The organism is Chryseobacterium sp. AC417 (genome assembly GCF_979258215.1).
Genome location: NZ_OZ409845.1, coordinates 1,560,609 through 1,586,988 on the forward strand (window position 1 = coordinate 1,560,609; position 26,380 = coordinate 1,586,988).

At 33.9% G+C, this 26,380-nt stretch carries 26 protein-coding genes and 1 tRNA gene; 12 read left to right on the top strand and 15 right to left on the bottom strand.

Features of this window, described 5'->3' with window-relative positions:
- The first annotated feature begins 51 nt into the window (after positions 1 to 51).
- From porK to ACZZ9T_RS07605, 5 genes are all read left to right on the top strand, one after another.
- Entirely contained in the window at positions 52 to 1,464 is a 1,413-nt protein-coding gene (gene porK, locus ACZZ9T_RS07585) for a T9SS ring complex lipoprotein PorK/GldK (protein ID WP_463441559.1), read from the top strand.
- A 64-nt stretch (positions 1,465 to 1,528) separates the two neighbouring features.
- The gene (gene porL, locus ACZZ9T_RS07590; RefSeq protein ID WP_463430991.1) at positions 1,529 to 2,221 is read left to right on the top strand and encodes a type IX secretion system motor protein PorL/GldL; all 693 of its coding nucleotides are present in this window, start codon (positions 1,529 to 1,531) and stop codon (positions 2,219 to 2,221) included.
- A gap of 40 nt (positions 2,222 to 2,261) precedes the next feature.
- Positions 2,262 to 3,854 (top strand): type IX secretion system motor protein PorM/GldM, encoded by a 1,593-nt coding sequence (gene porM, locus ACZZ9T_RS07595; RefSeq protein WP_463441560.1) that lies wholly within the window; start codon positions 2,262 to 2,264, stop codon positions 3,852 to 3,854.
- Between the two features lie 18 nt (positions 3,855 to 3,872).
- Positions 3,873 to 4,811 carry a type IX secretion system ring subunit PorN/GldN gene (gene porN / locus ACZZ9T_RS07600; protein ID WP_463441561.1) on the top strand — a complete coding sequence of 313 codons (939 nt, stop codon included), beginning with the start codon at positions 3,873 to 3,875 and terminating at the stop codon, positions 4,809 to 4,811.
- A gap of 54 nt (positions 4,812 to 4,865) precedes the next feature.
- Entirely contained in the window at positions 4,866 to 5,918 is a 1,053-nt protein-coding gene (locus tag ACZZ9T_RS07605; protein ID WP_463441562.1) for an NAD(P)/FAD-dependent oxidoreductase, read from the top strand.
- A 14-nt stretch (positions 5,919 to 5,932) separates the two neighbouring features.
- On the opposite strand, the gene ACZZ9T_RS07610 is transcribed toward ACZZ9T_RS07605, so the two are convergent.
- Positions 5,933 to 6,310 (bottom strand): hypothetical protein, encoded by a 378-nt coding sequence (locus tag ACZZ9T_RS07610; protein WP_463441563.1) that lies wholly within the window; start codon positions 6,308 to 6,310, stop codon positions 5,933 to 5,935.
- A 390-nt stretch (positions 6,311 to 6,700) separates the two neighbouring features.
- Between ACZZ9T_RS07610 and ACZZ9T_RS07615 the strand changes: the two genes are divergently transcribed.
- The gene (locus ACZZ9T_RS07615; protein ID WP_463441564.1) at positions 6,701 to 7,387 is read left to right on the top strand and encodes a hypothetical protein; all 687 of its coding nucleotides are present in this window, start codon (positions 6,701 to 6,703) and stop codon (positions 7,385 to 7,387) included.
- Between the two features lie 179 nt (positions 7,388 to 7,566).
- On the opposite strand, the gene ACZZ9T_RS07620 is transcribed toward ACZZ9T_RS07615, so the two are convergent.
- Positions 7,567 to 7,653, bottom strand: a tRNA-Ser gene (locus tag ACZZ9T_RS07620).
- Positions 7,654 to 7,708: 55 nt separating this feature from the next.
- Entirely contained in the window at positions 7,709 to 8,725 is a 1,017-nt protein-coding gene (locus tag ACZZ9T_RS07625; RefSeq protein ID WP_463441565.1) for an asparaginase, read from the bottom strand.
- A gap of 77 nt (positions 8,726 to 8,802) precedes the next feature.
- Between ACZZ9T_RS07625 and ACZZ9T_RS07630 the strand changes: the two genes are divergently transcribed.
- Genes ACZZ9T_RS07630 through ACZZ9T_RS07640 form a run of 3 tightly spaced genes read left to right on the top strand, consistent with a single transcriptional unit; the run spans position 8,803 to position 10,762 of the window.
- Positions 8,803 to 9,477: a TrmH family RNA methyltransferase gene (locus ACZZ9T_RS07630; RefSeq protein WP_463441566.1), complete on the top strand. Its 675-nt coding sequence runs from the start codon at positions 8,803 to 8,805 to the stop codon at positions 9,475 to 9,477.
- Positions 9,474 to 9,905 carry a hypothetical protein gene (locus tag ACZZ9T_RS07635; protein ID WP_463441567.1) on the top strand — a complete coding sequence of 144 codons (432 nt, stop codon included), beginning with the start codon at positions 9,474 to 9,476 and terminating at the stop codon, positions 9,903 to 9,905. Before ACZZ9T_RS07630 ends, ACZZ9T_RS07635 begins: the two co-directional genes overlap by 4 nt.
- On the top strand, positions 9,905 to 10,762 hold the full coding sequence (locus ACZZ9T_RS07640; protein ID WP_463441568.1) for a hypothetical protein: 858 nt from the start codon (positions 9,905 to 9,907) through the stop codon (positions 10,760 to 10,762). The genes ACZZ9T_RS07635 and ACZZ9T_RS07640 overlap by 1 nt, the downstream gene beginning before the upstream one ends.
- Before the next feature lie 12 nt (positions 10,763 to 10,774).
- Here the strand turns inward: ACZZ9T_RS07640 and ACZZ9T_RS07645 are convergent, their stop codons facing one another.
- The 3 genes from ACZZ9T_RS07645 to tsaD are packed head-to-tail and all read right to left on the bottom strand — an operon-like array spanning position 10,775 to position 13,000.
- On the bottom strand, positions 10,775 to 11,470 hold the full coding sequence (locus ACZZ9T_RS07645) for an RsmE family RNA methyltransferase (RefSeq protein ID WP_463441569.1): 696 nt from the start codon (positions 11,468 to 11,470) through the stop codon (positions 10,775 to 10,777).
- A 43-nt stretch (positions 11,471 to 11,513) separates the two neighbouring features.
- The gene (locus ACZZ9T_RS07650; protein WP_463441570.1) at positions 11,514 to 11,924 is read right to left on the bottom strand and encodes a hypothetical protein; all 411 of its coding nucleotides are present in this window, start codon (positions 11,922 to 11,924) and stop codon (positions 11,514 to 11,516) included.
- Positions 11,925 to 11,983: 59 nt separating this feature from the next.
- On the bottom strand, positions 11,984 to 13,000 hold the full coding sequence (gene tsaD / locus ACZZ9T_RS07655) for a tRNA (adenosine(37)-N6)-threonylcarbamoyltransferase complex transferase subunit TsaD (protein ID WP_463441571.1): 1,017 nt from the start codon (positions 12,998 to 13,000) through the stop codon (positions 11,984 to 11,986).
- A 4-nt stretch (positions 13,001 to 13,004) separates the two neighbouring features.
- Between tsaD and ACZZ9T_RS07660 the strand changes: the two genes are divergently transcribed.
- The 3 genes from ACZZ9T_RS07660 (at position 13,005) to ACZZ9T_RS07670 (ending at position 18,855) form a co-directional block, all read left to right on the top strand.
- Positions 13,005 to 17,792, top strand: coding sequence for a translocation/assembly module TamB domain-containing protein (locus ACZZ9T_RS07660; RefSeq protein WP_463441572.1), 4,788 nt, complete (start codon positions 13,005 to 13,007; stop codon positions 17,790 to 17,792).
- A gap of 134 nt (positions 17,793 to 17,926) precedes the next feature.
- On the top strand, positions 17,927 to 18,397 hold the full coding sequence (locus ACZZ9T_RS07665) for an Lrp/AsnC family transcriptional regulator (protein ID WP_047446659.1): 471 nt from the start codon (positions 17,927 to 17,929) through the stop codon (positions 18,395 to 18,397).
- Between the two features lie 68 nt (positions 18,398 to 18,465).
- Positions 18,466 to 18,855, top strand: a complete 390-nt coding sequence (locus ACZZ9T_RS07670; RefSeq protein ID WP_463441573.1) for a hypothetical protein — start codon at positions 18,466 to 18,468, stop codon at positions 18,853 to 18,855.
- Positions 18,856 to 18,993: 138 nt separating this feature from the next.
- Here the strand turns inward: ACZZ9T_RS07670 and ACZZ9T_RS07675 are convergent, their stop codons facing one another.
- The 9 genes from ACZZ9T_RS07675 to bla form a co-directional block, all read right to left on the bottom strand.
- Positions 18,994 to 19,941, bottom strand: a complete 948-nt coding sequence (locus tag ACZZ9T_RS07675; RefSeq protein ID WP_463441574.1) for a transketolase family protein — start codon at positions 19,939 to 19,941, stop codon at positions 18,994 to 18,996.
- An 89-nt stretch (positions 19,942 to 20,030) separates the two neighbouring features.
- Complete coding sequence (locus ACZZ9T_RS07680) at positions 20,031 to 20,882, bottom strand: transketolase (RefSeq protein WP_463441575.1); 852 nt, start codon at positions 20,880 to 20,882, stop codon at positions 20,031 to 20,033.
- A 134-nt stretch (positions 20,883 to 21,016) separates the two neighbouring features.
- A complete protein-coding gene (locus tag ACZZ9T_RS07685; RefSeq protein WP_463441576.1) occupies positions 21,017 to 22,234 on the bottom strand; it encodes an AbiH family protein in 1,218 nt (405 codons plus the stop codon).
- 101 nt (positions 22,235 to 22,335) lie between these two features.
- Positions 22,336 to 23,910, bottom strand: coding sequence for a sodium:solute symporter (locus ACZZ9T_RS07690; protein ID WP_463441577.1), 1,575 nt, complete (start codon positions 23,908 to 23,910; stop codon positions 22,336 to 22,338).
- Between the two features lie 113 nt (positions 23,911 to 24,023).
- Entirely contained in the window at positions 24,024 to 24,305 is a 282-nt protein-coding gene (locus ACZZ9T_RS07695) for a GNAT family N-acetyltransferase (protein WP_463441578.1), read from the bottom strand.
- A gap of 1 nt (position 24,306) precedes the next feature.
- Positions 24,307 to 24,705: an OsmC family protein gene (locus ACZZ9T_RS07700; protein WP_463441579.1), complete on the bottom strand. Its 399-nt coding sequence runs from the start codon at positions 24,703 to 24,705 to the stop codon at positions 24,307 to 24,309.
- Positions 24,705 to 24,923, bottom strand: coding sequence for a (4Fe-4S)-binding protein (locus tag ACZZ9T_RS07705; protein ID WP_463441580.1), 219 nt, complete (start codon positions 24,921 to 24,923; stop codon positions 24,705 to 24,707). Before ACZZ9T_RS07705 ends, ACZZ9T_RS07700 begins: the two co-directional genes overlap by 1 nt.
- Before the next feature lie 5 nt (positions 24,924 to 24,928).
- Positions 24,929 to 25,462, bottom strand: coding sequence for an NADPH-dependent FMN reductase (locus ACZZ9T_RS07710; protein WP_463441581.1), 534 nt, complete (start codon positions 25,460 to 25,462; stop codon positions 24,929 to 24,931).
- Between the two features lie 24 nt (positions 25,463 to 25,486).
- Complete coding sequence (gene bla, locus ACZZ9T_RS07715; RefSeq protein ID WP_463441582.1) at positions 25,487 to 26,359, bottom strand: subclass B3 metallo-beta-lactamase; 873 nt, start codon at positions 26,357 to 26,359, stop codon at positions 25,487 to 25,489.
- Between the last annotated feature and the right edge of the window lie 21 nt (positions 26,360 to 26,380).

Here is a 26,380-nt window from a genome sequence, read left to right on the forward strand (position 1 = left end):
AAAAGTTTCTTAAAAAAATTATATATTTACGGCTTAATTATAAAAATTAACATGAAAAGGATATTTCTTTTATTATTGTCTGCGTCGGTAGCATCGGTATCTTGTTCAGGTGGTGGATCTTCTTCTGTAGGGAAGCCCGGAACAAAAGGGGAATTGATACCTAGAGAAAAAACGAAATCATTTGTTGCTGAAAGACCGTTTGGTATGGTTGCCATTCCTGGTGGATCTTTCGTTGCAGGTTTAGCTGATGTGGACTTCACAGGCAGCCCTGAAAAAGCAGCACTGAAAACAGTAACTGTATCATCTTTCTTTATGGATGAAGCAGAAACTACTAATGCAGAATACAGGGTGTTCATCAATTATGTTAGAGACTCTATTGCAAGAACCATGTTAGCTGAAGCTGCCGGAGAAGGCGGTGAAGGTGGTGGTAAAGGCACAGGGATCGGTGATTATGCATACCTTGCCAAAAAAGAAGAGAATCTTACAGCTTATCAGGAATATCTTGAAGGAGCTGGTGGAAGAGACGGTTACGATGATACTAAAAAATTAGACTGGAAAATTCCTTTACATTGGAATACTTCAAAATATCCTGATGTAGAATATGCTGAAGTTTTAGAATCTATGTACTTACCGGCTTCTTCTAGAGTTGGTAGCGAAAGACTTCTTGACGTTAGTAAATTAAAATATAATTACAAGTGGGGAGATATGGATGTAGCTCTTGCTGAAAACGAAAGAGGTGTTAACTTCTTGAGAAGCGAAAGTATTGCCATCTACCCGGATACAACCGTTTGGGTAAAAGATTTCCACTATACGTACAACGAACCTTTATTTGAACAATATTTTTGGCATAAGGCTTACAAAGATTATCCTGTTGTTGGGGTAACTTGGGATCAGGCTAGAGCATACTGTAATTTCAGATCAAAACTAAAGTCTGATTATAACGAAAGTTTAAAAAGAAGAAAACAAAGACCAATTGATTTCCGTCTTCCAACTGAAGTAGAGTGGGAATATGCAGCAAGAGGAGGTAAGCAAAATGCTACTTATCCTTGGGGAGGTCCTTATTTGATGGATGACAGAGGTTGTTATCTTGCAAACTTCAAGCCAAAAAGAGGTGACTACATGGAAGATGCTAAAAAAGGAACATACATGTATGCAGCTCCTGTAAGAAAATTCAAGAAAAACGGATTTGGATTATTTGATATGGCAGGAAACGTTTCTGAATGGACAGAATCTGCTTACAATAACTCATCTTATGGTTTTTCTTCTACTTTAAACCCTTCTACAAAAAATACAGAAGATGCTAAGAGATCTGTAAGAGGTGGTTCTTGGAAAGATGTAGGATATATGTTGATGACAGGAAACAGAGATTATGAAAGTAAAGACTCTGCCAGAAGTTACATCGGATTCAGAACGGTACAGGATATTCCTGAAGCAGCTGTTAAGGTAAAAAGAGTTACCAGATAAGAATCTCAACAGTATAAATTATTTCAGAAACTATTTTATTTAACATTAAAAAAAACTAACTTATATGTTTAAGACTAAAGATGCTTGGATGAATTTCTTCTATTCATTCGGTGCTGCAATTGTAATTCTTGGAGCTTGGCTTAAAATTACTCACATTTCATTTGGCCCAATTAATGGTAACATTGCACTTACTGTAGGACTTGTTACAGAGGCAATTATCTTTATTATTTTCGCATTTGACCCTCCAGCAGCTGAAGAGTCTTACCACTGGGAAAATGTTTATCCTGAATTATTAGATAAGCATGCAAACCCAAATCCTTTACACTCTAATGTATCAGCAAAAAATACAATAGATCATTTCGCAGAATTAGAAAATTCTTTATCTGGAAAATTAGATAAGATGCTTCAGGATGCAAAATTAGATGTACAGTTATTCGACAGATTGAGAACTGGTATTGATAAATTTTCAAGTTCTGTAGATCAGATCAACCAAACAGTTGATGTATCTGCTTCTACACACAAATATAACGATCAGCTTAATAAAGCCGCTCAACACATGGAAAGCATGAATGCTCTATATGCATTACAATTAGAAAATGGTCAGAGACAATCTGATTTTGCTAAGAAATATGTTGAAGATATGCAAAAATCTGCTGAGCATTCTGAGAAGTTTAACCAAGAATTACAAGGTTTAACAACAAACTTAAACAGCTTAAACAGAGTTTACGGTGGTATGTTAACAGCAATGAAGTCATAATCCCGAACCATTAATTTATTAAAAAACTAAAGAAAAGAGAATGGCAAAAGGAAAACAGACTCCACGTCAGAAGATGATCAACCTAATGTATTTGGTGTTCATCGCAATGATGGCCCTAAATATTGATGTTGAAATTATTAGATCATATTATGATTCTACAAAAGCCCTTAAAGAGACAAGGTTTTTGACAGAGCAGAAAAATGAAGATATTTTTGAAAAAACTTTGGAAGCTAAGGCACAGCAGGTACCAGATACATATGCGCAGCCTTGGGAAGACTATAAAGGTCTGAAAAGTAAGCTAGATATTTTAGTAGCCTCTACAGAAGAAATCAAAGTAAAGCTTAAAAAACAAGCAGAGTTTGTTGATTTAGATCCTAAAACCGGTAAGGATATGGATGTAAGCGAGAATTTTTCTGCATTGAATAATAACGAAGCTACGACAGAATATTTTTTCAAGGAAGGTGATGAAAACAGTCCGTCAGCAAATGCTTTAGAGCTTAAAAAGAAGATGGATGATGTAAAAAGTTACATCAATGCTAAATTCGGAAGTAACCAACAGCTTAAAAAGTTAGTTGACAGAGCCAATGCTTCTTTATCTGCAGAATATGCTAATGGGAAATCTCCAAACGGAAAAAATTGGTTCCAGAATAAATTTTACAACCAACCTCTTATTGCTGCGATTTCTAATTTAGAAATTATTCAGAACGATGCAAGAAACGTACAGTCTGATGCATTAGCACTAATGCTTCAGGAGAAAGTTGATGCAAGTATTAAGTTTAATCAGTATGAAGCTATTGTTTCTGCTCCTTCAGATATTCAGTCTGGTAAAAAAGCTGAAGCTATTATTATGTTAGGTTCTTATTCTAACAGCAATAAAATAAGCATTAGTGGAGTAAGCAGACAGGAAAATGGTAAAGGGTATCTTCCTTTAAATACTGGTGGATTAGGAGAACGTAAGATTGGTGGTGTAATTACATTAACAGATGCATCAGGTAAAGCTCAAACTTTCCCTTTCACGCATACTTACAACGTAATCGCAGGTCCTCAACAAGTGAAATTGGAACAAGGTCTATTGCTTTCTGCTGATAAGATGAATGTAATGTACAGAGGTTTACAAAACCCTGTATCAGGATCTATTCTTGGGGCTGACAATGCTAAATTATCATTATCTGCACCTGGAGCAGTAGTTTCTAATACAGGTAAAGGTAAATGGAATGTCAAGCCACAAGCTGGTAATACTGTGAAATTAACTCTTTCTGGTACTGATCCTACAGGAAAAAGTGTGTCTCAGGTTTTTGAGTACAGAATTAAAAATGTACCACCTCCGCAAGGTCAGATGAGAGGGTTGAATGTATTAAATATTCCAGCAACCTCTATTAAAAATCAAACTGTACAAGCAGCGATTCCTGATTTTGATTTCCCTGTAACATTTACCGTAAATGAATTTATGGTTAGGGTACCAGGTAAAGCAGCAATGCTTATTAAGGGTAATACATTAGATGCTGCCGAAGGGTTATTGAAAAATGTGAAGTCTGGGGATATTGTTTCGATTATCGAAATCAAAGCAACTGCTCAAGGTTTAGATGGTCAGATTGTTAAAAGAATCACGCCAATTATTATTAATGTTCAATAATATTAAAAAGCAATTTTTATGAAAAAATATATTAGCAGTCTTTTAGTTTTAGTTACCGGGTTTGTATTTTCCCAAACTATTCTAAATGCTTCTTCTCCGGAAGAATTCAGACAGATGAGATCTGAAAATATGAGAAAAGTGGGAGATACTGTTATTAGCAATAAAGTAAAACCACTAGAATACGGTTTTGTAGATGATAAAGACATCTTGAAAAGTATGATCGTATGGGAAATAATAGACTTGAATGATAAAATTAATCAACCATTCTATTATGATAATCCGGATGGGTTACTATCAAAAACTACAAGGTCTTTATATCAAATTTTGTTGGATGCAGCTTTAGAAGGAAAAATCGAGGAGGTATACAATGATGAAAATTTTTCTGACAAACTTTCTCCCGATGGAATTAAACAGAGATTAGAAAAAGTTGTCATTGCTAATGAAGCAATAGATATTTTGAATTCTGGAAGACAACTTACAGAACAAGAAAAGAAGGAATACACAGATATTTTTCAAACTACAACAGATAAAGTTAAAGTTTTGAAAATAATGGGAATGTGGTTCATTGATAAAAGAGATGGGCAAATGAAATACAGACCACTTGGTATAGCTGCTATGGGCCCAGATCCTGCTGTTCAAGGTGTTTATGATGCAGAAGGAAAACCTATTGCTGGTAAAGATGAGCTTATTGACTTATTCTGGGTATATTATCCTAAAGCAAGAGAGATCTTAGCAAATAATTATGTTTTTAACAAAAACAATTCATCTGCTGATTTATCTTTTGATGATGTAATTAACGCAAGAAGATTTTCTTCAATTATTTACAAATCTTCAACTGGTTTAGGTGATGGTGTTATCAAAGACTATATCCCTAGAAATGCGGAAGAGCAATTGGAAGAAAGTCAAAAAATTAAAGAGCAAATTCTTCAAATGGAGAATGATATGTGGAATTACTAGATTTCACTTGATATTTATAAAAAACCTGAGTATTTTTACTCAGGTTTTTTTATTATGCAGAATGTAGATTATATAATTGTAGGAGATGGTTATGCAGCAATGTTTTTTGCGCATCAGCTTACAAAAAACAACAAATCTTTTGTTATTTTTTCTGAAGGAAAAAAAAGTGCTTCCCAAATATCAGCAGGTATTGTAAATCCTGTTGTTTTAAAAAAATTCACCACATTTTGGCTGGCTCAGGAACAATTGGATTTTCTTAAAATCTCACTTGACGAAATTGATAAATATACAGGTGCTAATTATTTGATTAACGCTCCTATTCACAGGATTTTCCATGATGAGAATGAACAAAAGTTATGGCTTAGAAAATCACAGACTGAAGAACTTTCAAGCTTTCTAGATGAAAATTTTAAACATTTAAAAGGCGTCCAAAACAATTTTGATACAGGAATAGTAAACCAATCTGCCAGATTAGACGTTCATGGATTTTTCAATGGTTTATTGAAGTTTCACAGCAATAATTCGCAATTAGTACATGAGAAGTTCAATTATACTGAAGTTGATATTGAAAATTCCACGTATCATAATTTTAAATATAAAAATATAATTTTCTGTGAAGGAATGGGCGTGAAAAACAATCCTTACTTTTCAAATATTCAGGTGATTCCCAATAAAGGTCATCATATTAGAGTAAAACTTTCTGAAGCAATCCCGAAAGAAATTACCATCAAAAAGAAGCATTTTTTGTTTCCGTTAAATGACGAATTGTATTTTTATGGAGGAACTTACGACAGAGAACAATTACATGAAAATATAGATGATTCTGCAATGGAGCAGCTGAAAAACGGTTTATCTGAATTTTATCCGAATGATTTTGAGGTGAAAGAAGTTTACTTTGGCTTCAGACCTACTGTAAAAGATCGCAGACCAATCTTAGGCAGACATACAGATTACGCCAATTTTTATGTCTTTAATGGCTTAGGGGCGAGAGGAATTCTGAATGGATGTTATTTCTCAAAAAGTCTTTATGATTTTATTGAAAATGCAATAGAATTAACAGAAGAAATTTCTTTAAATAGATTTATGAAAACAAAAGACACCGAATAAAGTGTCTTTGTTTTTTATTGTGATGCTATTTTCTTTTCAATATTGTTTCTTTTCCCGTGAAACAGAACCATATCCATTTCTTTTTTCAGAAAAGTTACTTCATATTTTGTTTCAGTGTAAAGATATCTATTATCTTCTGTAGAAAACCCGGTTGAAGATTGATTTTTCTTAAGTTCGTATGTTTTTCCGTTAAGATGAATAGTTATTCTGTCTTTAGTATGGTTGGTAATTATTTCGATTTCATCACCATGACGATCAGAAATGGTCTCTTTGGTTATTTCATCTGTCGACACTTTTTCGGTCTTTTCCACTGTCAGATCAGCATCTTTTGGGGTATTCTTACACGCTGAAAGAGTGAAGATTATTAGAAGAGTTAGTAAATATTTTTTCATTGGTATCTGCTATTTGATGGTGTGGTTGTGTTGATTTAGTGATGCAAAAATACAATTATTTTTCTTTAAAATATGTTAATTTTTGATAATTAAATAATTTTGAGTTTATTTTTAGGTGATAATTTTATATTTAATGTAATTTATTGTTTCTGTCATTCATTTTTTAGATAAATTCAATTGAAGTTACATTTTGTTAATAATCAATGAATATGAAAAACTGAACTTTACATTTAAAAAAATTATATTGTTTTACTTTTTCTTAGAAAGACCTAAAAGCTTGACGCTTTGTTTTTATTCAGAATTGGTTTTTCTAATATTTTACATCAAAATAAAACACGTCAAGTTTTGTCGCATTACAGCTATAGCTTTGCATTATAAAATCTTAAGGCTATGGAATTACCGTTTTATTTAGGTTTCAGAGAATTTGAAAAAAATTATTACCACAATCTTGAACTTTGGTTCGAGCGATATCATAATACAAGCGAAATTGACTTTCTTAAAGGTCTTGCAACACTTTACAAACCTTATTTGAGTTACAGTTTTGCAGACGATAAATTGCAGGCTGATCCTACAATTCAGGTGAGAAATTGTTTTTTTTCTGCACTTGAAAATTATGGGATTTCATTTGATATTGATAAAAATTCGAAAACTAAACCCAATCAGGTTTCAGAATCAAAAACCATTTCGATGATGGAATATGCACAATGTGTCCTGGATAAAATAAATGCATATTTTCAGCAAAACAAGATTTCTATAAAAGAAAATGAATCTGTGCTGAATTATATCAATCACTACGAAATCATCACATTAAAAGAAAAAAACGGCTATTGCCTGGATTATGACCGGCATCAAAAAACCTTACCTTTTCTCAATGTATATTTACCTCGCTTCGGAAGTACGGTCGATATCTTACACTACAGAAATTTTTATTTTTCAGTTGTGAGAATTGCAGATTTTATCGACCAAAAGTTGAAAGCCGTTGAAGTATTTGATCAAAGTATTTACAGCGAACTAAAATCTGAAGCCATGATAAAAATTCATATGAGAGATCACAGTTTTCTTACGATTTGTAACTGATTTAGGAGCCTGATCCCGCTTTCCACTCTATCTTTTTCGCCAACGCTTTTTTAAGCCCTTTCAGAAAAAGGATGCCGTTGCAATCGGGGCTAGGAAGTAGTCCTAATTCAACCAGGTAAACACCAACATTCATACTTTCAAGCAAAAAACCAGATCGATTGATCTGGTTTTTGTTTTTGTAGAGAAGATGGGATTCGAACCCACGATACAGTTACCCGTATACTACCTTTCCAGGGTAGCTCCTTCAACCACTCGGACACCTCTCTGTTTTGAAGACTGCAAAAATAGGTTATTTTATTGAATTTACAAATTCTAAATCTCCTATTCACTGATTTCTCCACAAATATTTCTTGAAAAATTATCTGCAAAACTGCCCTCATAATTAGGGTTGTCAATCAAATGCATTGCTTTTGTGATCGCAGATTCGGCGGTCATGTCTTTTCCGCTGATCGCTCCTATTTTAACAAAAATATTGCTGTTTTCATACTTTCCAAAAGAGATTCCTCCTGAAATACACTGACTTACCACCACGATTTCTGTTCCGCTATTTCTAATTTGCTGCAGTGTTTTCAAAGTTTTTTCATTGCTGAAAATCGTTCCCGAACCAAATACCTGAAGAATCAAAACTTTCATCTTCGGGATTTCTTTAAAATGATTGAGTTTCATCCCGGGAAAAATCCTCCAGAACAAAACATCTTCCGAAATATGTTCATCCACGTGAAACTCAATATTTTTGTTACAACGAAATAAATTATCCTTATCAATTTTTAAATGCACTCCTGATTGCCCAAGAATAGGGTAGTTCGGACTGGAGTATGCATCAAAATATTCTGCTGAATATTTCAAAGTACGATTTCCTCTCAATAATTTGTATTCAAAATAAATCGCAACTTCCTGAATCACCGCTTCATTTTCTTCGTAATAACTTGCGTAATACAAACTGGTTAAAAGATTTTCTTTTGCATCGGTTCTTAAATCCCCGATAGGAAGCTGAGAACCTGTTAAGATCACGGGCTTTTTTAGACCTTTTAGCATGAAACTCAAGGCTGAAGCAGTGTAAGACATCGTGTCTGTACCGTGAAGCACTAAAAAGCCATCGTATTCTTTGTAATTCTTTAAAATATAATTGGCGATAATTCTCCATTCTTCAGGTCCCATATCAGAAGAGTCCAGAGGTTTTGCAAAAGGATGCACGAAAACCTCGCACTCCATCAGCTTCATTTCAGGCATTTTTTCAAAAATATTTCCGAAGTCAAAAGCACGGAGGCTGTTTGTTTCGTAATCTTTTTCCATACCAATTGTTCCACCGGTATAAATGAGAAGGACTTTTCTTTTCATACTTTTATTAAAGAATTTTAACCTGAATCAGGTTCAGAATTTCAAAATTACGTTAATTTGCAAAGATTTGAAAATAGATGGAAGATTTAGCAAAAACTTACGAATACCTGAAGCAGTTTCTCACGGAAGAGCGGTTGAGAAAAATAGAATATTTTGCTCCCGAAAGTTCAGATTTTGTCTTGCCGGTTTTAGAAGATGTCTATCAGTTTCGTAATGCTGCAGCCATCGTAAGATCTGTGGAAGCCTGTGGCTTTCATAAAGTGGTAGCTTTGCAGGAAGAAAATAATTTTGAGCCCAATCTGAAAGTAACGAAAGGTGCGGATACCTGGGTTGAAGTAGAAAAACTTCCAAGAAATATGGAATCTTTTCGCAAGATTAGAAATGAAGGTTATAAGATCGTTGCAGTTTCGTTAGAAAATAATGCAAAAATGCTCCCCGAATACGAAATTACAGAACCCATTGCATTGGTTTTCGGAACTGAAATGGAAGGCGTTTCTCAGGAAATTTTGGATTTCGCAGATGAAACTTTAGCGATCCCGATGTTTGGTTTCACGAGAAGCTTTAATGTTTCCGTTGCAGCCTCAATTTGTATGTACGAATTGAAGCAGAAGTTGATAAAATCGGATATTCAGTATAAATTAAACGAAGAAAAACTGCTGAAAATGAAAATCCGTTGGGCGGTAAATTCAATGAAAAGTGGTGAAGGAATTTTAGATAGATATCTGAAAATGAATAATCTCAGTATTTTATGAAAAAATATACAAAACACTTATTTGTTTTTTCTTTCTGTATGTCTCTGGTAAGTCTTGTTTTAATTGAAAAAGGATATAAAGAAATATACCCATTTGCTAGCTGGAAGCTATTTACAGTTCCTAGCGGCGGAGCTTTGAAAGAAGAAAGATATATTTTGTATGGAATAAAAAATTCAGATACCGTCAAAATCAGGTATACTCCTTCAAAAAATTATGAAGTCAATGATCAGGCTTTAATTATAGATATATATGGAAGCAATATAGAAAACGATAAAGACAGAGATGTAAGCAATAAAAAACTATTGATTTTTGCAAAAGATATCCAGCCTCGTTATCAAAGTTATCTTCTTTATAAAGAAATTTATAACCCAAAGGAAATCGGTGAAAAAAAAATGAATACCTCTAAAAAATTAATTACAAAACTGTAATGACGTATCCACAGCTGACTATTTTTAATTTTAAAGTTTCTTATTATGTAATGAGAATCTTCGGTATTTATTGGCTGGCTGTACAATATCTGAAATTTCAGGCACTTAAAGACAGACCTGCCGAAATTAATGAACCTGTTTTTTGGTTACAGAAAATAATGTTTCCTGAATATCCTTCTAACTTATTATTTATAACCCTTTTGCTTGTCTGCGGATTGCTTTTTATGTATACTTTTCTAAAACCTTCTTATATTCTCAATGTTTGCATATTTTTATTGACAGCAATAATCAGTCTTCCGATTTCTGCAAATTATGGTGTGCATCACGATAATCATCTTATTATCCTTGGTTTTTTCCTGAGTATTTTTCTTGTTCCAAAAAATCTTGAAAGTAATGATTACAAATGGGTTCAATATTTTTATCTTGGAATTTTGTCAACCTATACAATGGCAGGATTGTGGAAAATTTTAGGAACTGCAAAAAATTTAATTAAACAGACCGATAAAGTAATTTGGATTGATAAGAACGCTGCAAAACTAAATACCTATGATAGTTACTACAGAGCAGATGCAGTAATTCCTGAATGGATACAGAATATCTATGCCTATGAAAATGTTTGGGTCATTCTTACCATAATGGGAATTCTTACCCAATTTCTTTGCTTTTTGGGAGCGTTTAATAGAAAGCTCCTTACATTTTTTATGGTATTTTTATTTGTTTTTCATTGGTACACGATGGAATTTGTACTTGCCAATTTCGAAGCTGCTAATTATTTTATTCTGGTCATTTTATTTCCGTATCATATTTTCTCTTTCGCCTTAAAAGGAAAATTTTTTGAAAAAGTTTTGAAGGTGTAAAAGAGAATTGAATCAAATCATTTTGTTATAATTCCAGGCGGCTACAAAGATTCCCGCAGTTTCTGTCCGCAGTCTTTGGCTTCCGAGAGACACCGCTTTAATTCCTTTTTCGGCTAAAAACTGAATTTCTTTATCTGAAAAATCGCCTTCAGGACCAATCAGAAAAGTATAGTTTTCTAATTTGAGAATTTCATTTAAATTAATTCTTTCCAAATTTTCGTTACAGTGCGCCACAAAAATGTTTTCAGAATTTATGTTTTTTAGAAAATCCGGTAATTTAATGAAATCATGAATAAAGGGAAAATGAAACCTCAGACTTTGTTTCGAAGCAGCAATTGCCTGCTTTCTGATTTTATCAATATTTAAATTTTTTCGCTCAGTTTTTTCAGTCTGAAGAATCGTAATCTCATTAATCCCCATTTCTACGGCTTTTTCAACAAAAAATTCAATACGGTCAATATTTTTAGTCGCAGCAATGGCAATGTGAAGTTTTGGGCTAAAATCTGGTGTATCAGTTTTAATTTCTGAAACCTCAATTCCTGCTTTTTTACCTTCAATCATTAATTTTCCGAATGCAACATTTCCTTTTCCGTCGGTTACATGAATTTCTTCGCCATCTTTCATGCGAAGAACTTTTACGATGTGCTGCTGCTCTTCATCGTTGATGATTGCTTTTCCGTTATTGATTTCTCCAAAAAAAAGTTTCATATAGAATATTTAGAATCCCTGAAATTTATTAATTCGTAATTATTTAAAACGTAATCTCATTATCGCTTAAAAATGCTACTCCGGTTTTTATCGTGGTATAAATATCGCCTTCACAATCTCTGTATGAACAAGCGTAAATTTCTTCAATCCATTTATTATTCATAAAAATCAAATTCAGATATTCGTTTTTTCTTAAATTATTTTTGATGGATAAATAATCTCCTTCTTTAGGTTCGTAAGGAAAACTAAACACATTTTCTGAATTGATTTTCTCAATAATCTCTTCCTTTACATTTTGAACATATCCGATTTCTGAACTCGTCATTAAATAATCTTCGTCTTCAGATTTATCTGTCACTTCATTTTTTCCGGTAATCGTTTCTAAAACCCAATAATATTTTGAGTTCTTTTTAGAATGCGTCACCAGTACTTTTTCTTCTAATAATACTTTCATCTGTAGATGTTTATTTTAAGTCGTATATTTTAATAAGTTTTCCTTGCTTTAGGATTGGTTTATAGATCGTATTTTGACGTTGCTGTGGTTCTCAGATCTGTAAATTCTCCTCTTTCAAATTTCAGCTGGGCAACCATCGCAATCATTGCTGCATTATCAGTAGTATATTCAAATTTCGGAATGTAAATATTCCAGCCTAATTTCTCATGATTGTGCTGCATTGCTTTTCTTAAAGCAGAATTGGCAGAAACCCCACCTGCGATGGCAACTTCATTTATATGTAAATCTTTCGCCGCTTTCTCTAATTTATTCATTAAAATTTCGATGATGCATCTTTGTACGGAAGCACAAAGGTCATTCATATTTTCTTTAATGAAATCAGAATTTTTCTTCACTTCTTTCTGAATGAAATATAAAACTGAGGTTTTAATTCCGCTGAAAGAATAATCGTAATTTTCAAGTCTTGGTTTATTGAATTGAAAAGCATCAGGATTTCCTTCTTTTGCCAAACGGTCAATGATTGGTCCTGCCGGATAATCCAGATCGAAAATTTTACCGATTTTATCAAATGCTTCACCTGCTGCATCATCAATTGTTTTCCCGATAATTTCCATTTCGAAATAATCTTTTACCAAAACAATCATGGTATGTCCTCCGCTTACGGTAAGACACAGGAATGGGAATTTTGGCGGCACAGGATTTGCATCGTCGATGAAGTGTGCCAAAATATGAGCCTGAAGATGATTGACTTCTATCAAAGGAACATTTAAGCTCATAGCCAAAGACTTAGCGAAAGAAGTGCCTACCAGAAGAGAACCCAAAAGTCCGGGACCGCGGGTAAAGCCTATGGCAGAGATTGCATTTTGTTGTATATTTGCTTTGGTTAAGGATTTTTCTACTACAGGGATGATATTTTGCTGATGAGCTCGTGACGCCAGCTCAGGAACAACACCTCCATATTCTTTATGGATTTCCTGGTTTGCGGCAATGTTTGAAAGAATAGAATTTCCTTTAATAATGGCTGCTGAAGTATCGTCACAAGACGATTCGATACCTAAAATTATAGAGTCACTCATAGTAATGGCAAAGTTAGAGAATAATAACGAAAATGAGCATAAAAAATCAGTAGCTGAGAACTTAGGAGATCAGGTACAAAAGACCGTAGACAATGTTCAGGAGACGGTGAAAGAAGCTTCCGAGTTAGCCTCCGATGCCATTCGTCATCCGATAGATACCGCTCAGGAATTCGGTAAACAGGCTGCAAAAGATGTTACAAGCTATTCTTGGTGGGCAAAACTCTTACTGATATTATTCTGGTCTGTACTTTCTCTTGTAGTTATTATTCTTATCGCAATCAATCTTCCGGTAACAAAAAGATGGGCCGCAGATCAGGCGTTACAGATTGTCAACAGAGACTTTAAAGCAAAAATGTCTACAGAAAGTGTAGAGGTAGATTTCTTTGGTGACGTCACCATAAAAGGTTTAAGAATAAAAGACTATAAAAATTTAGATTTCATCAAAGCAAGAGAATTTAAAGCCAATTCAGACTGGTTTTCTCTAGTAACAAATATTGGTAAAAACAACTCTTTGAGCTTTAATGGATTGACTCTAAGAGACGCTGATATCAAAGTGATTACTTATAAAGGCGACAGTATTTCGAATTTTATACGGTTCACAAAACTTTTCGACAGCGGGAAAAAAGCAGATCCTGCAAAACCTCCTTTTCAATTAAATTCAAGATTGGAAATTTTAGATTCTAAAGTTTCAATCATTAATGAGAATTCTCCGGGAGAAGCCGGGAAATGGCTGACTGCCACGAATGTTAATTTGATAGCACCCCTGCTTAAAGTAAACGGTGTCAATGTTTCTGCACAAATCAATAATTTTACCTTCACCACTAAAAGATGGGGGAAATCTCATTTTGTTGACACTTTTTCTACTGATTTTTCAATGACTGAAGATTTTCTTTACCTGAAAGATCTGACTTTAAACACCGATCATTCGCTTCTGCAGGGTGATATAAAATTTAATTTAAATAAAGGTTCTTGGGCAGATTTTACCAACAAAGTAAAATGGGATATGAATCTCAAGCTGGGAAGTCAGTTGAGCGGGTATGACATCAGCTATTTTGTAACCAATTGGGATAACTATATTCCGTTTAATATCAGCGGAAAAATGTCCGGACCGCTGAATAAATTCACGCTTGATAATTTTCTTATCAGAAATCCTTCTGTGAATATTGCTACACAGAAAATGAACATTACCAATTTGCTGAAAGGTAATTTTTTAATTGAAACCAATAATCTCTCTGCAGATTTCACTTACAAAGATCTGAAAGCGATGATGCCAAAATTTATTTCATCTAAAATGAAAAACTTCGCAGATGATTTTGGTAAATTAAAATATAATGGTGATGTAAAAGTAAATCCTAAACAGGTTTACGTTTCTTCCGGAAATCTGATGACGGGAATAGGACAAGCGAAGATTTCCAACTTTTCATTGACAGATTTCAGCACTGCAATGCCTAAATACAAAGGTTATGCGGAAGTAAGAGATTTAAATACTTCAGTAATTACGAAAAGTAAAACGGTTGGTTTGATTTCAGGGAAATTCAATATCGACGGGCAGAGTTTTGATGTGAATACAATGCGTATCAGAACCAGATCTCAGATTTCAAGCATCGATATCATGAATAAAGAGATCAATAACCTGAGCTTGGACGGTTTGCTTGATCATAAAAAATATAACGGTTTGATTACCGTAAATGATGAGCAGACAAAAGCTACCGTAAAAGGGCTTATTGATTTTAGTACTGCCAGAATTTCTGCCAATGTGGATGCGAATGTGACGCATTTGAATATGAATTATTTCACCGGTAAACAAGGAAACCAAATCGTAAGTGGCCAGGTAAACGGAAAAATGTCGATGACCAATCTGAACGATTTAAATCTTGATGTTGAGGCAAATAATATCAATTTTGCAACTGCCACACAGCGTTATCAAATTCCAAATGCAAAAGTAAAAACGTTTATTGAAAACGGAAACCGAGTAATTGATGTAAATGCACCGGGAGCAGTAGAAGGTAAAATTTCAGGAAAATATAATCTTGCCGATTTAGCGGGAATGGTGGAGAATGGTTTAGGAAAAATCTTAGTGGGTCCACCACCAAGAAAATTATATCGCGGACAGAATTTCACAATGAATTTTGATGTTCAGCAGGGTTTGGTGAGTTATTTTATGCCCGATCTGAAGCTTCCTCAAGGCGCAACAGTAGAAGGAGAATATGACGGAAATTCAAACAATTTGATTTTGAATCTTGACGCCGCTTCCCTAAAGTATGTGATGACCAAAAAAGAAGAAATCACAGATGCAGATATGGCTTTGGCAAATGCAAATCCTGATTATAAGATTAATGAAAGAGAAACAATTACCAGAGACAGTGCTTTGGTGGATAGTGTAATGGTGAGAATCAATACAGCGAATCTTGATCAGCAGCTGTATGCGAAAATAAAAAGGGTAGAATACAATAAAAATATTCTGAAAGACATACTTCTCACAGGGAAAAATGAAAATAACTCTACACTTCGCATTGCGACCAGCTTTAAGCACGGAAGTCCTGAGGATGAGCTTGATGATAATCTGAAGAACTATGCAATAAATTTCAATCAATCGACCAATCCTGCGGGAGACTATATTTTTAGGTTTGAACCTACAGAAGTCAGCTTTAATAATGTGACCTGGGCAATCGATACGAGTGTAGATTTGGATCACTACATAAGTTACCGCAAAAGCACACAGGATTTTGAAGTTAAAAATCTTAAAATTTATTCTGATAAAAGCTCCATCTTGATCAATGAATCGATATTCAAATCTGCAAAAGATTTCTACGTTGATGCAGAAGTACAGGATTTTGCTATCGAGAAACTTCTAGAAATGCAAGCCGGAGGAAATCCGATGGATATTAAAGGTTTAGCCAATGGAAGTGTGAAAATAAAAATGGATAAAAGCACATTGCAGCCATTGGTTGATTTGACGGTTGATAACATAATGATGAATGGAAATGATATGGGTGATCTTACCATATCTGCAGTTAACGGCTACTCTTTAAATGTTTATGATGTTGATGTAAAAGTAACCTCTTCAGGAATCATTGGGAATAATAATCTGCATTTGACAGGAACTGTTAATAACAACACACCTTCGCCAACCATCGATCTGACAGCGCAATTGGATGAGTTTGATCTGGCATTTACACAACAGTTTGTTCAGACAATTTTTGGTAATTTAAGAGGAAAAGCAACAGGAGATTTGAAGATCAACGGAACTTTGAAAAATCTTGATTATAGCGGAGATATAGCTTTGAAACAGTTTGGTTTAAAACTTTTATTCACAGGAGTTGATTATTCATTTGATGATACCGTAATTCCTCTTTCTAAAGGTTTGGCAATTCTGAACAATATAGGAGTGCATGACGGAAGATCAAATTCTCAGGGAACAATTTCTGGGGCGATACAGTTTGAAACGATATCATCAATGGGAGTCAACCTTGTTATGAGAGCAGATAATCTGCTAATGCTAAGTACTACTCAGAAAGAATATGACCTTTTCTGGGGAAGAGTTTACGGTCAGGGAGATTTATATATTGATGGTCCTGTTTCGGCTTTAAATTTATCAACTCCGAATATGAAAGCATTGAATGGAAGTACCTTTACTTTCAATTCAAGTTCCACTTCAAATGTTGAAGAATTTAAAATGCTAAGGTTTTTGCAGGAAGGAAAAGACGGTCTGGTCACTTTAGAAGAAAAGAAAAAATCAGGATCGAATATGAATATTGATTTCAGTCTTGATGTGGATAAAGGAACCACGGTGAATGTTTTGGTAGGAGATGATGTAGGAAATATTACAGTGAAAGGAGTGGCTGAAGACTTGAGATTCCAGATGGGAAGACAGGGTGCGATAGCGATGAATGGCTCCTATATGGTAGACAGCGGAACTTTTGTATCTAAGGCAATATTAAACAGAACCTTCCAGATTCAAAAAAACAGCAGTATTCGTTGGGACGGTGATGCGATGAAGCCTGCATTAGATATATCGGCAAACTATGTAAGAATGGTTTCAAATGCCGGAGAATATCTGAATATGGGTCAGTTGCAGCCGATCAGTATTTTGTTGCAAGCCAATATTACCAATACTTTGAATGATCCCAAAATAGCGCTGAATGTTACCGCTTTGGATGTTTCCAGTCAGGTAAAAGAAACTTTGGCAGCGAAAATCAATCAAACGGAAGGAGAGAATGTTCTTCAATTCGGATCTATTCTTTTGCTGAATATGTTTAATGTGACAAACACGGGAGGATTAGTATTTGATGCAGTGGGTGTTGCAGAATCTTCGGGATATAATATGCTTCTGAAACAGTTGGGTTCGGTTCTTAATACAATGAGCAGTGAATTTCAGATTGATTTAAATTACGTTAAAGCAGATCAGAATTCTAACGTTGGAGATCGTGCAAATGCAGGAGTAAGCTTTGACCTCTCACCAAGAGTCACTGTAAAGACAGGTCTGGGAATTCCGTTGAATAAAACAGATGCTACAGATGCCAATTATCTGTCCGGAGAGGGAAGTATTGAATATGATATTTCTAAAAAGAATGACGGAACTTTAATTTTAAGAGGCTACTCTAAACCTACCAATATAGGAATGGGAGTGGGAACAGTGGGTACAAACGGCTCTGCGAATCAGGCATATGGAGGCGGTATCGTATGGAGTAAAAGCTTCAATTCTTTGTTCAAAAAGAAGAGAAAAGATAAAAAACAGGCACCTGCTACTACTGAAATAAAAACAGATTCCGTAAAATCAGAGGTTAAATAATCTGAATCCTTGAATGATTTTTGTCATATGTGTTAATTATTGTTAATCTTTGATATATATTCCTTAGTTAATTTATTTTTCTTAATTTTGTAAAAAATTTATCGATTTTTTAGGAAAAATATAATTTCACTAATATGAACTATCAACTGGACGAAATAGACAAGAAAATTCTTGATTTCTTAGTAGAAAACACAAGAATGCCTTTTACAGAAATTGCTAAGCAGATGGATGTATCTGCCGGAACAATCCACGTAAGGGTGAAGAAAATGGAAGATGCAGGTATTATTTTAGGATCATCTCTTAATTTAGATTATGGTAAACTAGATTACCACTTTACAGCTTTTATCGGAATTCTTTTAACAAAATCAAACCGTACGCAAGAGGTTTTGAAAGAGTTGGGAACAATTCCAAACGTTGTAGAAGCAAGCGTTATCTCAGGAAAGTATAATATTTTCTGCAAGGTAAAAGCTAAAAATACTGAAGACGCTAAAAAAATTATTTATCAGATCGACGACATCCAGGATGTGATGAGAACTGAAAGTATGATCTCTATGGAAGAGTTTTTAAGCGATAAAAACAGATTGATCAACGCAATCTCAATTTAATCAAATTTTAGACGATATAAATAACAAAGAACTTATGAAGTAATTCATAAGTTCTTTATTTTTGCAGTATGGAAAAGGAATACAAAGAATACAGTTACTTTGATGAAGATCCAAAGAAAGGATGGGAATTTATTTTGGCATTAGCTTCTTTGCTTTTGTTTACCTTTATGGGAATAGGGTTAGATTTTGATGAGTATTTACAGCATGAGACCTTAAATATTCCATCAGGCTATTTCTACTTCATTTTTTCAATAGATTTTCTGATGATTGCAGGAATTGTACTGATGTACTTTTACCGGAAAATAGGCATCATTCTGTTTCCTGTGATGTTGGTTTTGCACTTCTTTATGCACAATTACTATTTGTCTACATTCTTATATTCAGACGTTACCAATCTTTTCCTTTTTACAGGTTTTGGGATGTTGGCGATTATTCCGAAGTGGAAGTTTTTCAGATAATAAGATTTTCGAACAATTAAGTTTATTACTAAGCTGTTAAAAAACATTCAGTTGAGTTTTGATTAAGAATCTCACGATCTTTTTATAAATAAAAAAAGCATCCAAAATATGGATGCTTTTATCAATTTCAGATGAAATCTATGATGCTAAAATTCTCTTCACAGCTTCTTTTACAGCTGCTGCGTCGATTTTATATTTTTTCATTAATTCCGCTGGTGTCGCAGATTCTCCGAACGTATCGTTTACGGCAACAAATTCTTGTCTTGTAGGTCTTTTTCTAGCCAACATTCCCGCAACAGATTCACCTAAACCTCCAAGGTAGTTATGTTCTTCAGCAGTTACAATCTTCCCAGTTTTCTCAACAGACTTTAAGATGATCTCTTCATCCAAAGGTTTAATCGTATGGATGTTAATTACCTCACAAGATATACCTTCTTTCTCAAGTTCATCTGCGGCAACCAAAGATTCCCAAACCAAGTGACCTGTTGCAACAATCGTCACATCAGTTCCTTCCTGCAAAAGAATACCTTTTCCGATCTCGAAAGGCATATCTTCAGGAATAAACACAGGAACAGTCGGTCTTCCGAATCTTAAATAAACAGGACCTTCGTGATCTGCAATCGCTAAGGTTGCAGCTTTAGTCTGGTTGTAGTCGCAAGGATTGATAACCGTCATTCCCGGAAGCATTTTCATCATTCCGATATCTTCCAGAACCTGATGCGTTGCACCATCCTCACCTAAAGTAAGACCTGCGTGAGAAGCACATATTTTAACATTCTTTCCGGAATATGCGATAGACTGACGAATCTGGTCATACACTCTTGATGTAGAAAAGTTAGCAAACGTTCCCGTAAAAGGAATTTTTCCTGTAATGCTTAGACCTGCAGCCAATCCCATCATATTTGCTTCAGCAATACCCACCTGGTAAAATCTTTCAGGAGCTTTTTCGATGAATTTTTCCATTTTCAAAGAACCGATAAGGTCTGCGCAAAGTGCCACAACATTAGGATTTTTGTCAGCCAATTCAGCTAATCCTGCCCCAAATCCTGAACGTGTATCTTTTTTTTCTGTATATGTATATTTCATGTGAATTTCTAAGTTTATAAATGATTAATGATGCTTGATAATTGATTTTAAATACGAAATCATTCATCGCTTATCAATTATCATTGATGTTAATAATCTGCCGGAGCTTCCAGATATAATTGTTTGAATGCGGTATCCAACTGCTCATCATTAGGAGCTTTACCATGCCAAGCATGACTTCCCATCATATAATCTACACCATTACCCATTTCTGTATGAAGAATAATCACTACTGGTTTTCCTTTTCCGGTTTCGGTTTTTGCTCTATCAAGAATTCCGATTACGGCTTCAAGATCGTTACCGTTTTTCTCTTCTAAAACAATCCACCCGAAAGCTTCTAATTTTGCATGAAGATTTCCTAAAGAAAGTACATTTTCTGTGCTTCCGTCAATTTGTTGTCCGTTATAATCAATGGTTGAGATGATGTTGTCTACTTTTTTTGCAGCAGCATACATCAAAGCTTCCCAAACCTGACCTTCCTGCAATTCTCCGTCTCCGTGAAGCGTATATACCAAAGAATCGTCACCATCTAATTTTTTACCCTGAGCCACACCAAGTGCTACAGAAAGTCCCTGACCTAAAGATCCTGAAGCAACTCTGATTCCCGGCAAACCTTCGTGAGTCGTCGGGTGACCCTGCAATCTTGAATCTAATTTTCTGAAAGTGCTTAATTCTGCTACCGGAAAGAAATCAAATCTTGCCAGTGTAGAATAGAAAACCGGCGAAATATGTCCGTTTGAAAGATAGAAGTGATCTTCGTTTTTACCTTCCATGGTGAATGGCAGGTTGTAGTTCATCACTTTACCGTAAAGTGCAGCGAAATACTCTGTACAGCCTAAACTTCCACCAGGATGTCCTGAATTTACAGCATGAACCATTCTTAAAATGTCTCTTCTGATTTGCGTAGTAAGAGATTTCAGCTCTTCAATACTTTTACTCATTGTATAGGATTTATTTGCACGCAAATCTACAATTTTTTACTGGCTTACGGAAATGGAAAAATCCGGAATCAAACCCGGATTTTATTAATTTACTTCAATCAAGTTTTAATAAATTTAATTGTTTATTTGGTAAATTAGGTTAATGGATCACAGTATGTTTTGTTAACAACTCTATCTCTAAACTTCTTTTTGTCATTAAAATTTCTTGAAATATTTTGTACAATATCAGTATAATTATCACTACCATCCTTTCTTTTGTAATAAAAAGGTTTAATTGATTTGCAATTTTCATGCTCAAAAATAGTATTTAACATTGTTCTATCAGAAATACCACAAGAATGTCCAAAGGTGAAAACTTGATATTCGTCAGCATTGATGAATTCTAAAAGTCTTTTATATGAATTTGTTTGTAAATAGGCAATAGATTTAAAGTTCTCTAGATATTTATTATCGTTTAAATCTTCAAACTCTTGATATTTTTTATCTACATCATCTCCAAAACCAAATATTACAGGGTTTTGAATTGAGTTTAATTCTCCATGAATATTTATTGTTTCTGATTTATATTTGTTTTCATAAATTTTTATAGTTTCAGTATAATTAAAATTTAAGAATAATATTTTATCAGGATTTAAATTAAAGAGTTCTTTTGAACTGGAAGTGTGTAGAGAATCAATTTTACTCTTAATAAATTCTTTTGCATCATCTCCTTCTTCATTAATTTCATTTACACGTTTTTTCAAATTATTTGTTTCAAGAGATATATCATTCTGTAGATCAATATCATTAAAATTTCTTAAGAATATTTTTAATATATAATCTAATAATTTTAATTGTTTTTTCTCTTCAAGATCTCGATAGTAAAATCTGTCATAAATTTTATCAAAGACAGAATTGTTTTTAATAACTTTTTTGTCAATTCTATTTAAGTAATCAACTAATAATTTTTTAATATCATTAAAATCGGAATTCAAATGATCAATCTTATAATCTGGATATTTTTCTGTTTTTACATTTGATAATTCTGTATAATATTCATTTTCAATATCTACCCAATTTTGTGAAGATATAGCTTCTGAAATTATTTTTAGAAATTTATTGTCAAAATTAATCTTTACTTTTTTTTGTTTTAAAAGATTTTTTAGTTGATTGTAATTTTTAAAATTCTCATTTACAGGCAATGGCTGATTTAAATCAAAATAAAAATAATCGTTTGCTATACTATTGATTTGAGAATCAATAGTGCAACTTTTTATTTGTTCTGACCAAAAGTTATCAATAAAATCTTTATATCCGGTTTTTAAGTTATGGGCTAAGTCAAAGCCATTTCCTACTAAAATTAATCTGTTCATCAAATATATATGTTTTTTATAATTTTCCGATTTTATAGCTTAAATGGTTTCTTTCTAAACGAAAAAGCGGGAATTGACAAAAAAAGCTGCCCAAATAATTATTACACCAATTTCAAATAATTTTTATTCTTCACCAGCCACAAACCAATAAAGGTCAGCAAACCATTTAGAATAATCAGTTCCACACCAATTCTGTAATCTGTGTAGGTTGTCACAGAATAATTAATCAAATAAGTAAGAACCGGTGCCAAAAGTGTAACGGCAAGTATTGAGTATTTTCTAGAAATTTTAAATTTAGTAAAGATCCCGAAAGCGAAAAGTCCCAGAAGAGGGCCATACGTGTAGCCTGCGATTTCCATGATTAAATACACAATTGATTTGTCGTTCATCGCTTTGAAAAACATTATCAATATGAAAAAAACGATAGTAAAAGTTAAATGAATCTTCATACGAAGATGTTTCTTCTGCTTTTCAGTTCTGGTTTTATCTTCATTTAAATTTAATAAATCTACACAGTAAGAACTCGTGACTGCCGTCAAAGCGCCATCCGCAGAAGGGAACAGTGCTGAGATTAAACCGATAATAAAAATAACAGAAATTGCCAGTGGGAAATATCCGTTCAGTGATAATGCAGGAAACAAATCGTCTCCCATAATGTTTTTCACGTTTCCAGCAGCATCTTTAAATCCGAAAACATTAGAGACTACTTCTTTTCCTTCTACCATACTGGTGATTTGAGAATATCCTGCACCATTTTGTAAAGCAAAAAGATAAAGCAATCCACCTAAAAACAAGAACGCAAGATTTACAAAAAGCAATGTTCCTGCAAAAGTCAACATATTTTTTTTCGAATTCTGAAGGTTGTCTACAGAGATGTTTTTTTGCATCATTTCCTGATCCAATCCGGTCATTGCTATCGTAATAAAAATACCTCCCAGAATGGTTTTCAGGAAAAATGTTTTGGAATTGGGATCAAAATTGATCAAATGGGTATAGTTTTTCTCTCCTAAAATAGTATATGCTTCTCCAAAAGACAGATTCAAATTAGATAAAATATAGACGATACAAGCAATCAAACTGATAATCATGAATGAGGTCTGCAAAGTATCGGTAATCACAATGGTTTTTACACCACCCTCGAAAGTGTATAAAAGTACCATCAATAAAAGAACCATTGCCGTTACCCAAAACGGAACGCCCAAATCTTGTAATAAAAAGATCTGTAAAACATTAACCACTAAATATAATCTTGCCGTTGCGCCAATTGCTCTCGAAATAATGAAAAATATAGACCCTATTTTATGCGCTTCTACGTTAAATCTTTTTCCTAAATAGGTATAAATCGAAGTCAGATTCATCTTATAGTAGAGTGGAAGTAAAATTGCCGCCACAATAAAATACCCGATAAAAAATCCGATCACCATCATGTAATATTCGAAACCTCCGAAAATGTATTCGCTACCGGTCATTTTCCCGACGGTTCCTGGTACTGAAATGAATGTTACTCCGCTTAAGCTGGTTCCGATCATCCCGAAAGCAACAAGCCACCATTTACTTTTTTTATTACCGATGAAAAACGACTGATTGTCAGAATTTCGGCTGGTAAAATACGAGATCACCAATAGACCTACAAAATAAACGAAAACAAACAGCAAAAGGATAGTTCCGGGATTCATGCTTAGATTTTAAATTTTAGCAAATATAGTTTTTTTTGTTTCTGCTAAAAAAGAAAAACCTTTCAGAGAAATTTTCTGAAAGGTTTTGTGAATTTTACTTTTATTCTAAACTATTAAAGCACGTCTTGCAAATCTTTGTTTTTCTGGAAAGTTGCTTTCGCAAACGGACAAAGCGGAATGATTTTTTTACCTTTTTCCCTTGCAAATTCTACGGCTTTAACAAGCATTTCTTTTCCGACACCTTTTCCGTTGTATTCTTCCTCAACTTCGGTATGATCAATGATGAAACGCTCTTCACCTGCCCAAGTGTAGGTCATTAATCCTGCTTTTTTTCCTTCAATTAAAGCTTCAAAGCTTCCGTGTTTTTCGTCGTTGTTTTGTTTTACTTCTATCATATTATGAAATTTTGGTTTGAATTTGAATCTCATTCATTAAAATCTTGTGAATCGGACAGGCATCTGCGATTGTTCCCAGTCTTTTAAATTGATCATCGCTCAGTTGGTGTCCTCCAAAACTAATATTTCTTTTAAAAACTGCCAGTTTTGTGAGCGGAAAATTTTCCAGTTCTACTTCTACATCTATTTTTTCTACATTCCATTCTTTTCGGTCGATATACATTCTTAAAGTGGCAGCGGTACAGCTTGCCAAAGATGTTGCCAGTATTTCAAAAGGATTGAAGCCTTTGTTTTGTCCGCCCTTGTCCACGGGTTCATCTGTGATTAACTGATTTTCCCCGGCAATAACTTCTGTATAATATTTTGTTTTGCCTAAACTTGCTTTTACGGTTACAGCCATTACTTTTCAGTTTTTAATTCATAGGTTAATGCACCGGAAGGACATTGCTTGATCTGATTTATTAGTTGATCTGAAGCTGTATTTTCTGCCTTGATCCAGGGTCGTGCTTTCGGATCATACACATCAGGAAGTAATTTTACGCAAATTCCGGCGTGAATACACTTTTGAGGCTGCCATATTACATGAATGTTGCCATTAGAATATTGGTGTTTTTCCATAATGTTTAAGATTTAATTTGATTTTTAAAACTTTCAATGGTATCACTTAGCTCTTGCAATACTTCAGGGTTGATGACACCGGTTTCTAAATCGAAGTTTTCATAAAATTTAGATAATGAAAAAGTCTCTTTCACATCTGCTCCAAATTGAGGAAAGAACGTTTTTGCCGTATTCATTACATTTCCTCCTCCATAACCTCCCGGAGAAGTACTCATCAAAAGCATTGGTTTATTTTGAAATACTTTTACATTAATTCTTGATGCCCAGTCGAATACGTTTTTGAAGGCGGCACTGTATGATCTGTTGTGTTCTGCAAGTGAGCAAATGATCACATCACATTCTTCTATCTGCTTTAAAAAGTTGTGAGCTTCATCAGGAAAACCTTTCTTTTCAAGATCTACAGAGAAAACAGGCATGTTGAAATCATTGAGGTCGATTAAGTTAATATCCTCTTCCTGAAAACTTTTAAGAACAAATTTTACCAGTTCTCTGTTGATGGATGTGGAAGAAGTACTTCCTGCAAATGCTAATATTTCCATTATTTATATTTTAAATACTCTTCGTTACTTTTTCTTTGAATCCTCTTTTACTTTTTCCAGGTAATTATTTTCCAGATTTTTGAGTTTTTTGAAAAAATTTGCTTTATCCATAAATATTTCTGGGTGGTAAGAATCTCCTGCTTTTCTTTTCTGATGAAGATCAAACTGACTTGCATGGGAAGCAACCCATAGATCAAAGTTTATTTTTTTCATCGCTTCAAAAGTTTCTGCATAATCCTTTTGAATGGTTTTATAGGTTGAGACTTCAGAAAACTTACCGTCAATAATAACTGAAGGTAAATTAGCGATCAGAACTTTATAGTTTTTGTCTCCTTCTTTCGTGTCGAATATAAAACTGCAAGATCCTTTTGTATGACCGGGATGATGGAGCAGTGTTAAAACTGTAGTTCCGAGCTTTATTTTATCATTATTTTTCAAAATAAAATCTGGTTGTACAGGTTTGAAAGTGACCCCGTATTTTCCCATTTCGTAATCAGTTTTACCTCCACTTTTCAGTTCTTTGGCATCTTTTTCATCAACATAAAGCTTGGCGCCTGTTTCTTTTTTTATTTCTGCCATTGCTCCCATGTGATCGTAATGAGCTTGCGTTAAAGTGAGGATTTTTATATCATTATAATGAAAACCCAGTTGTTTTATATTTTTTTTAATGATAGGAAGAGAATCAGCCAGACCGGTATTAATTAATATGTTTCCCTTATTCGTGACGATCAGATAAGATGCCAAATCATAGGTTCCCACATAATATAAATTTCCTGCAATTTTAAAAGGTGCATAATCCTGCGACCATTCTGCAGGGTTGTTTTTTGGTTCTGTCACGGTTTGTGCATCACCTAAAAAAGATATAATTGCAAAGATTACAAGCAGGATTTTTTTCATTGGATAAAAATATTGGTATCG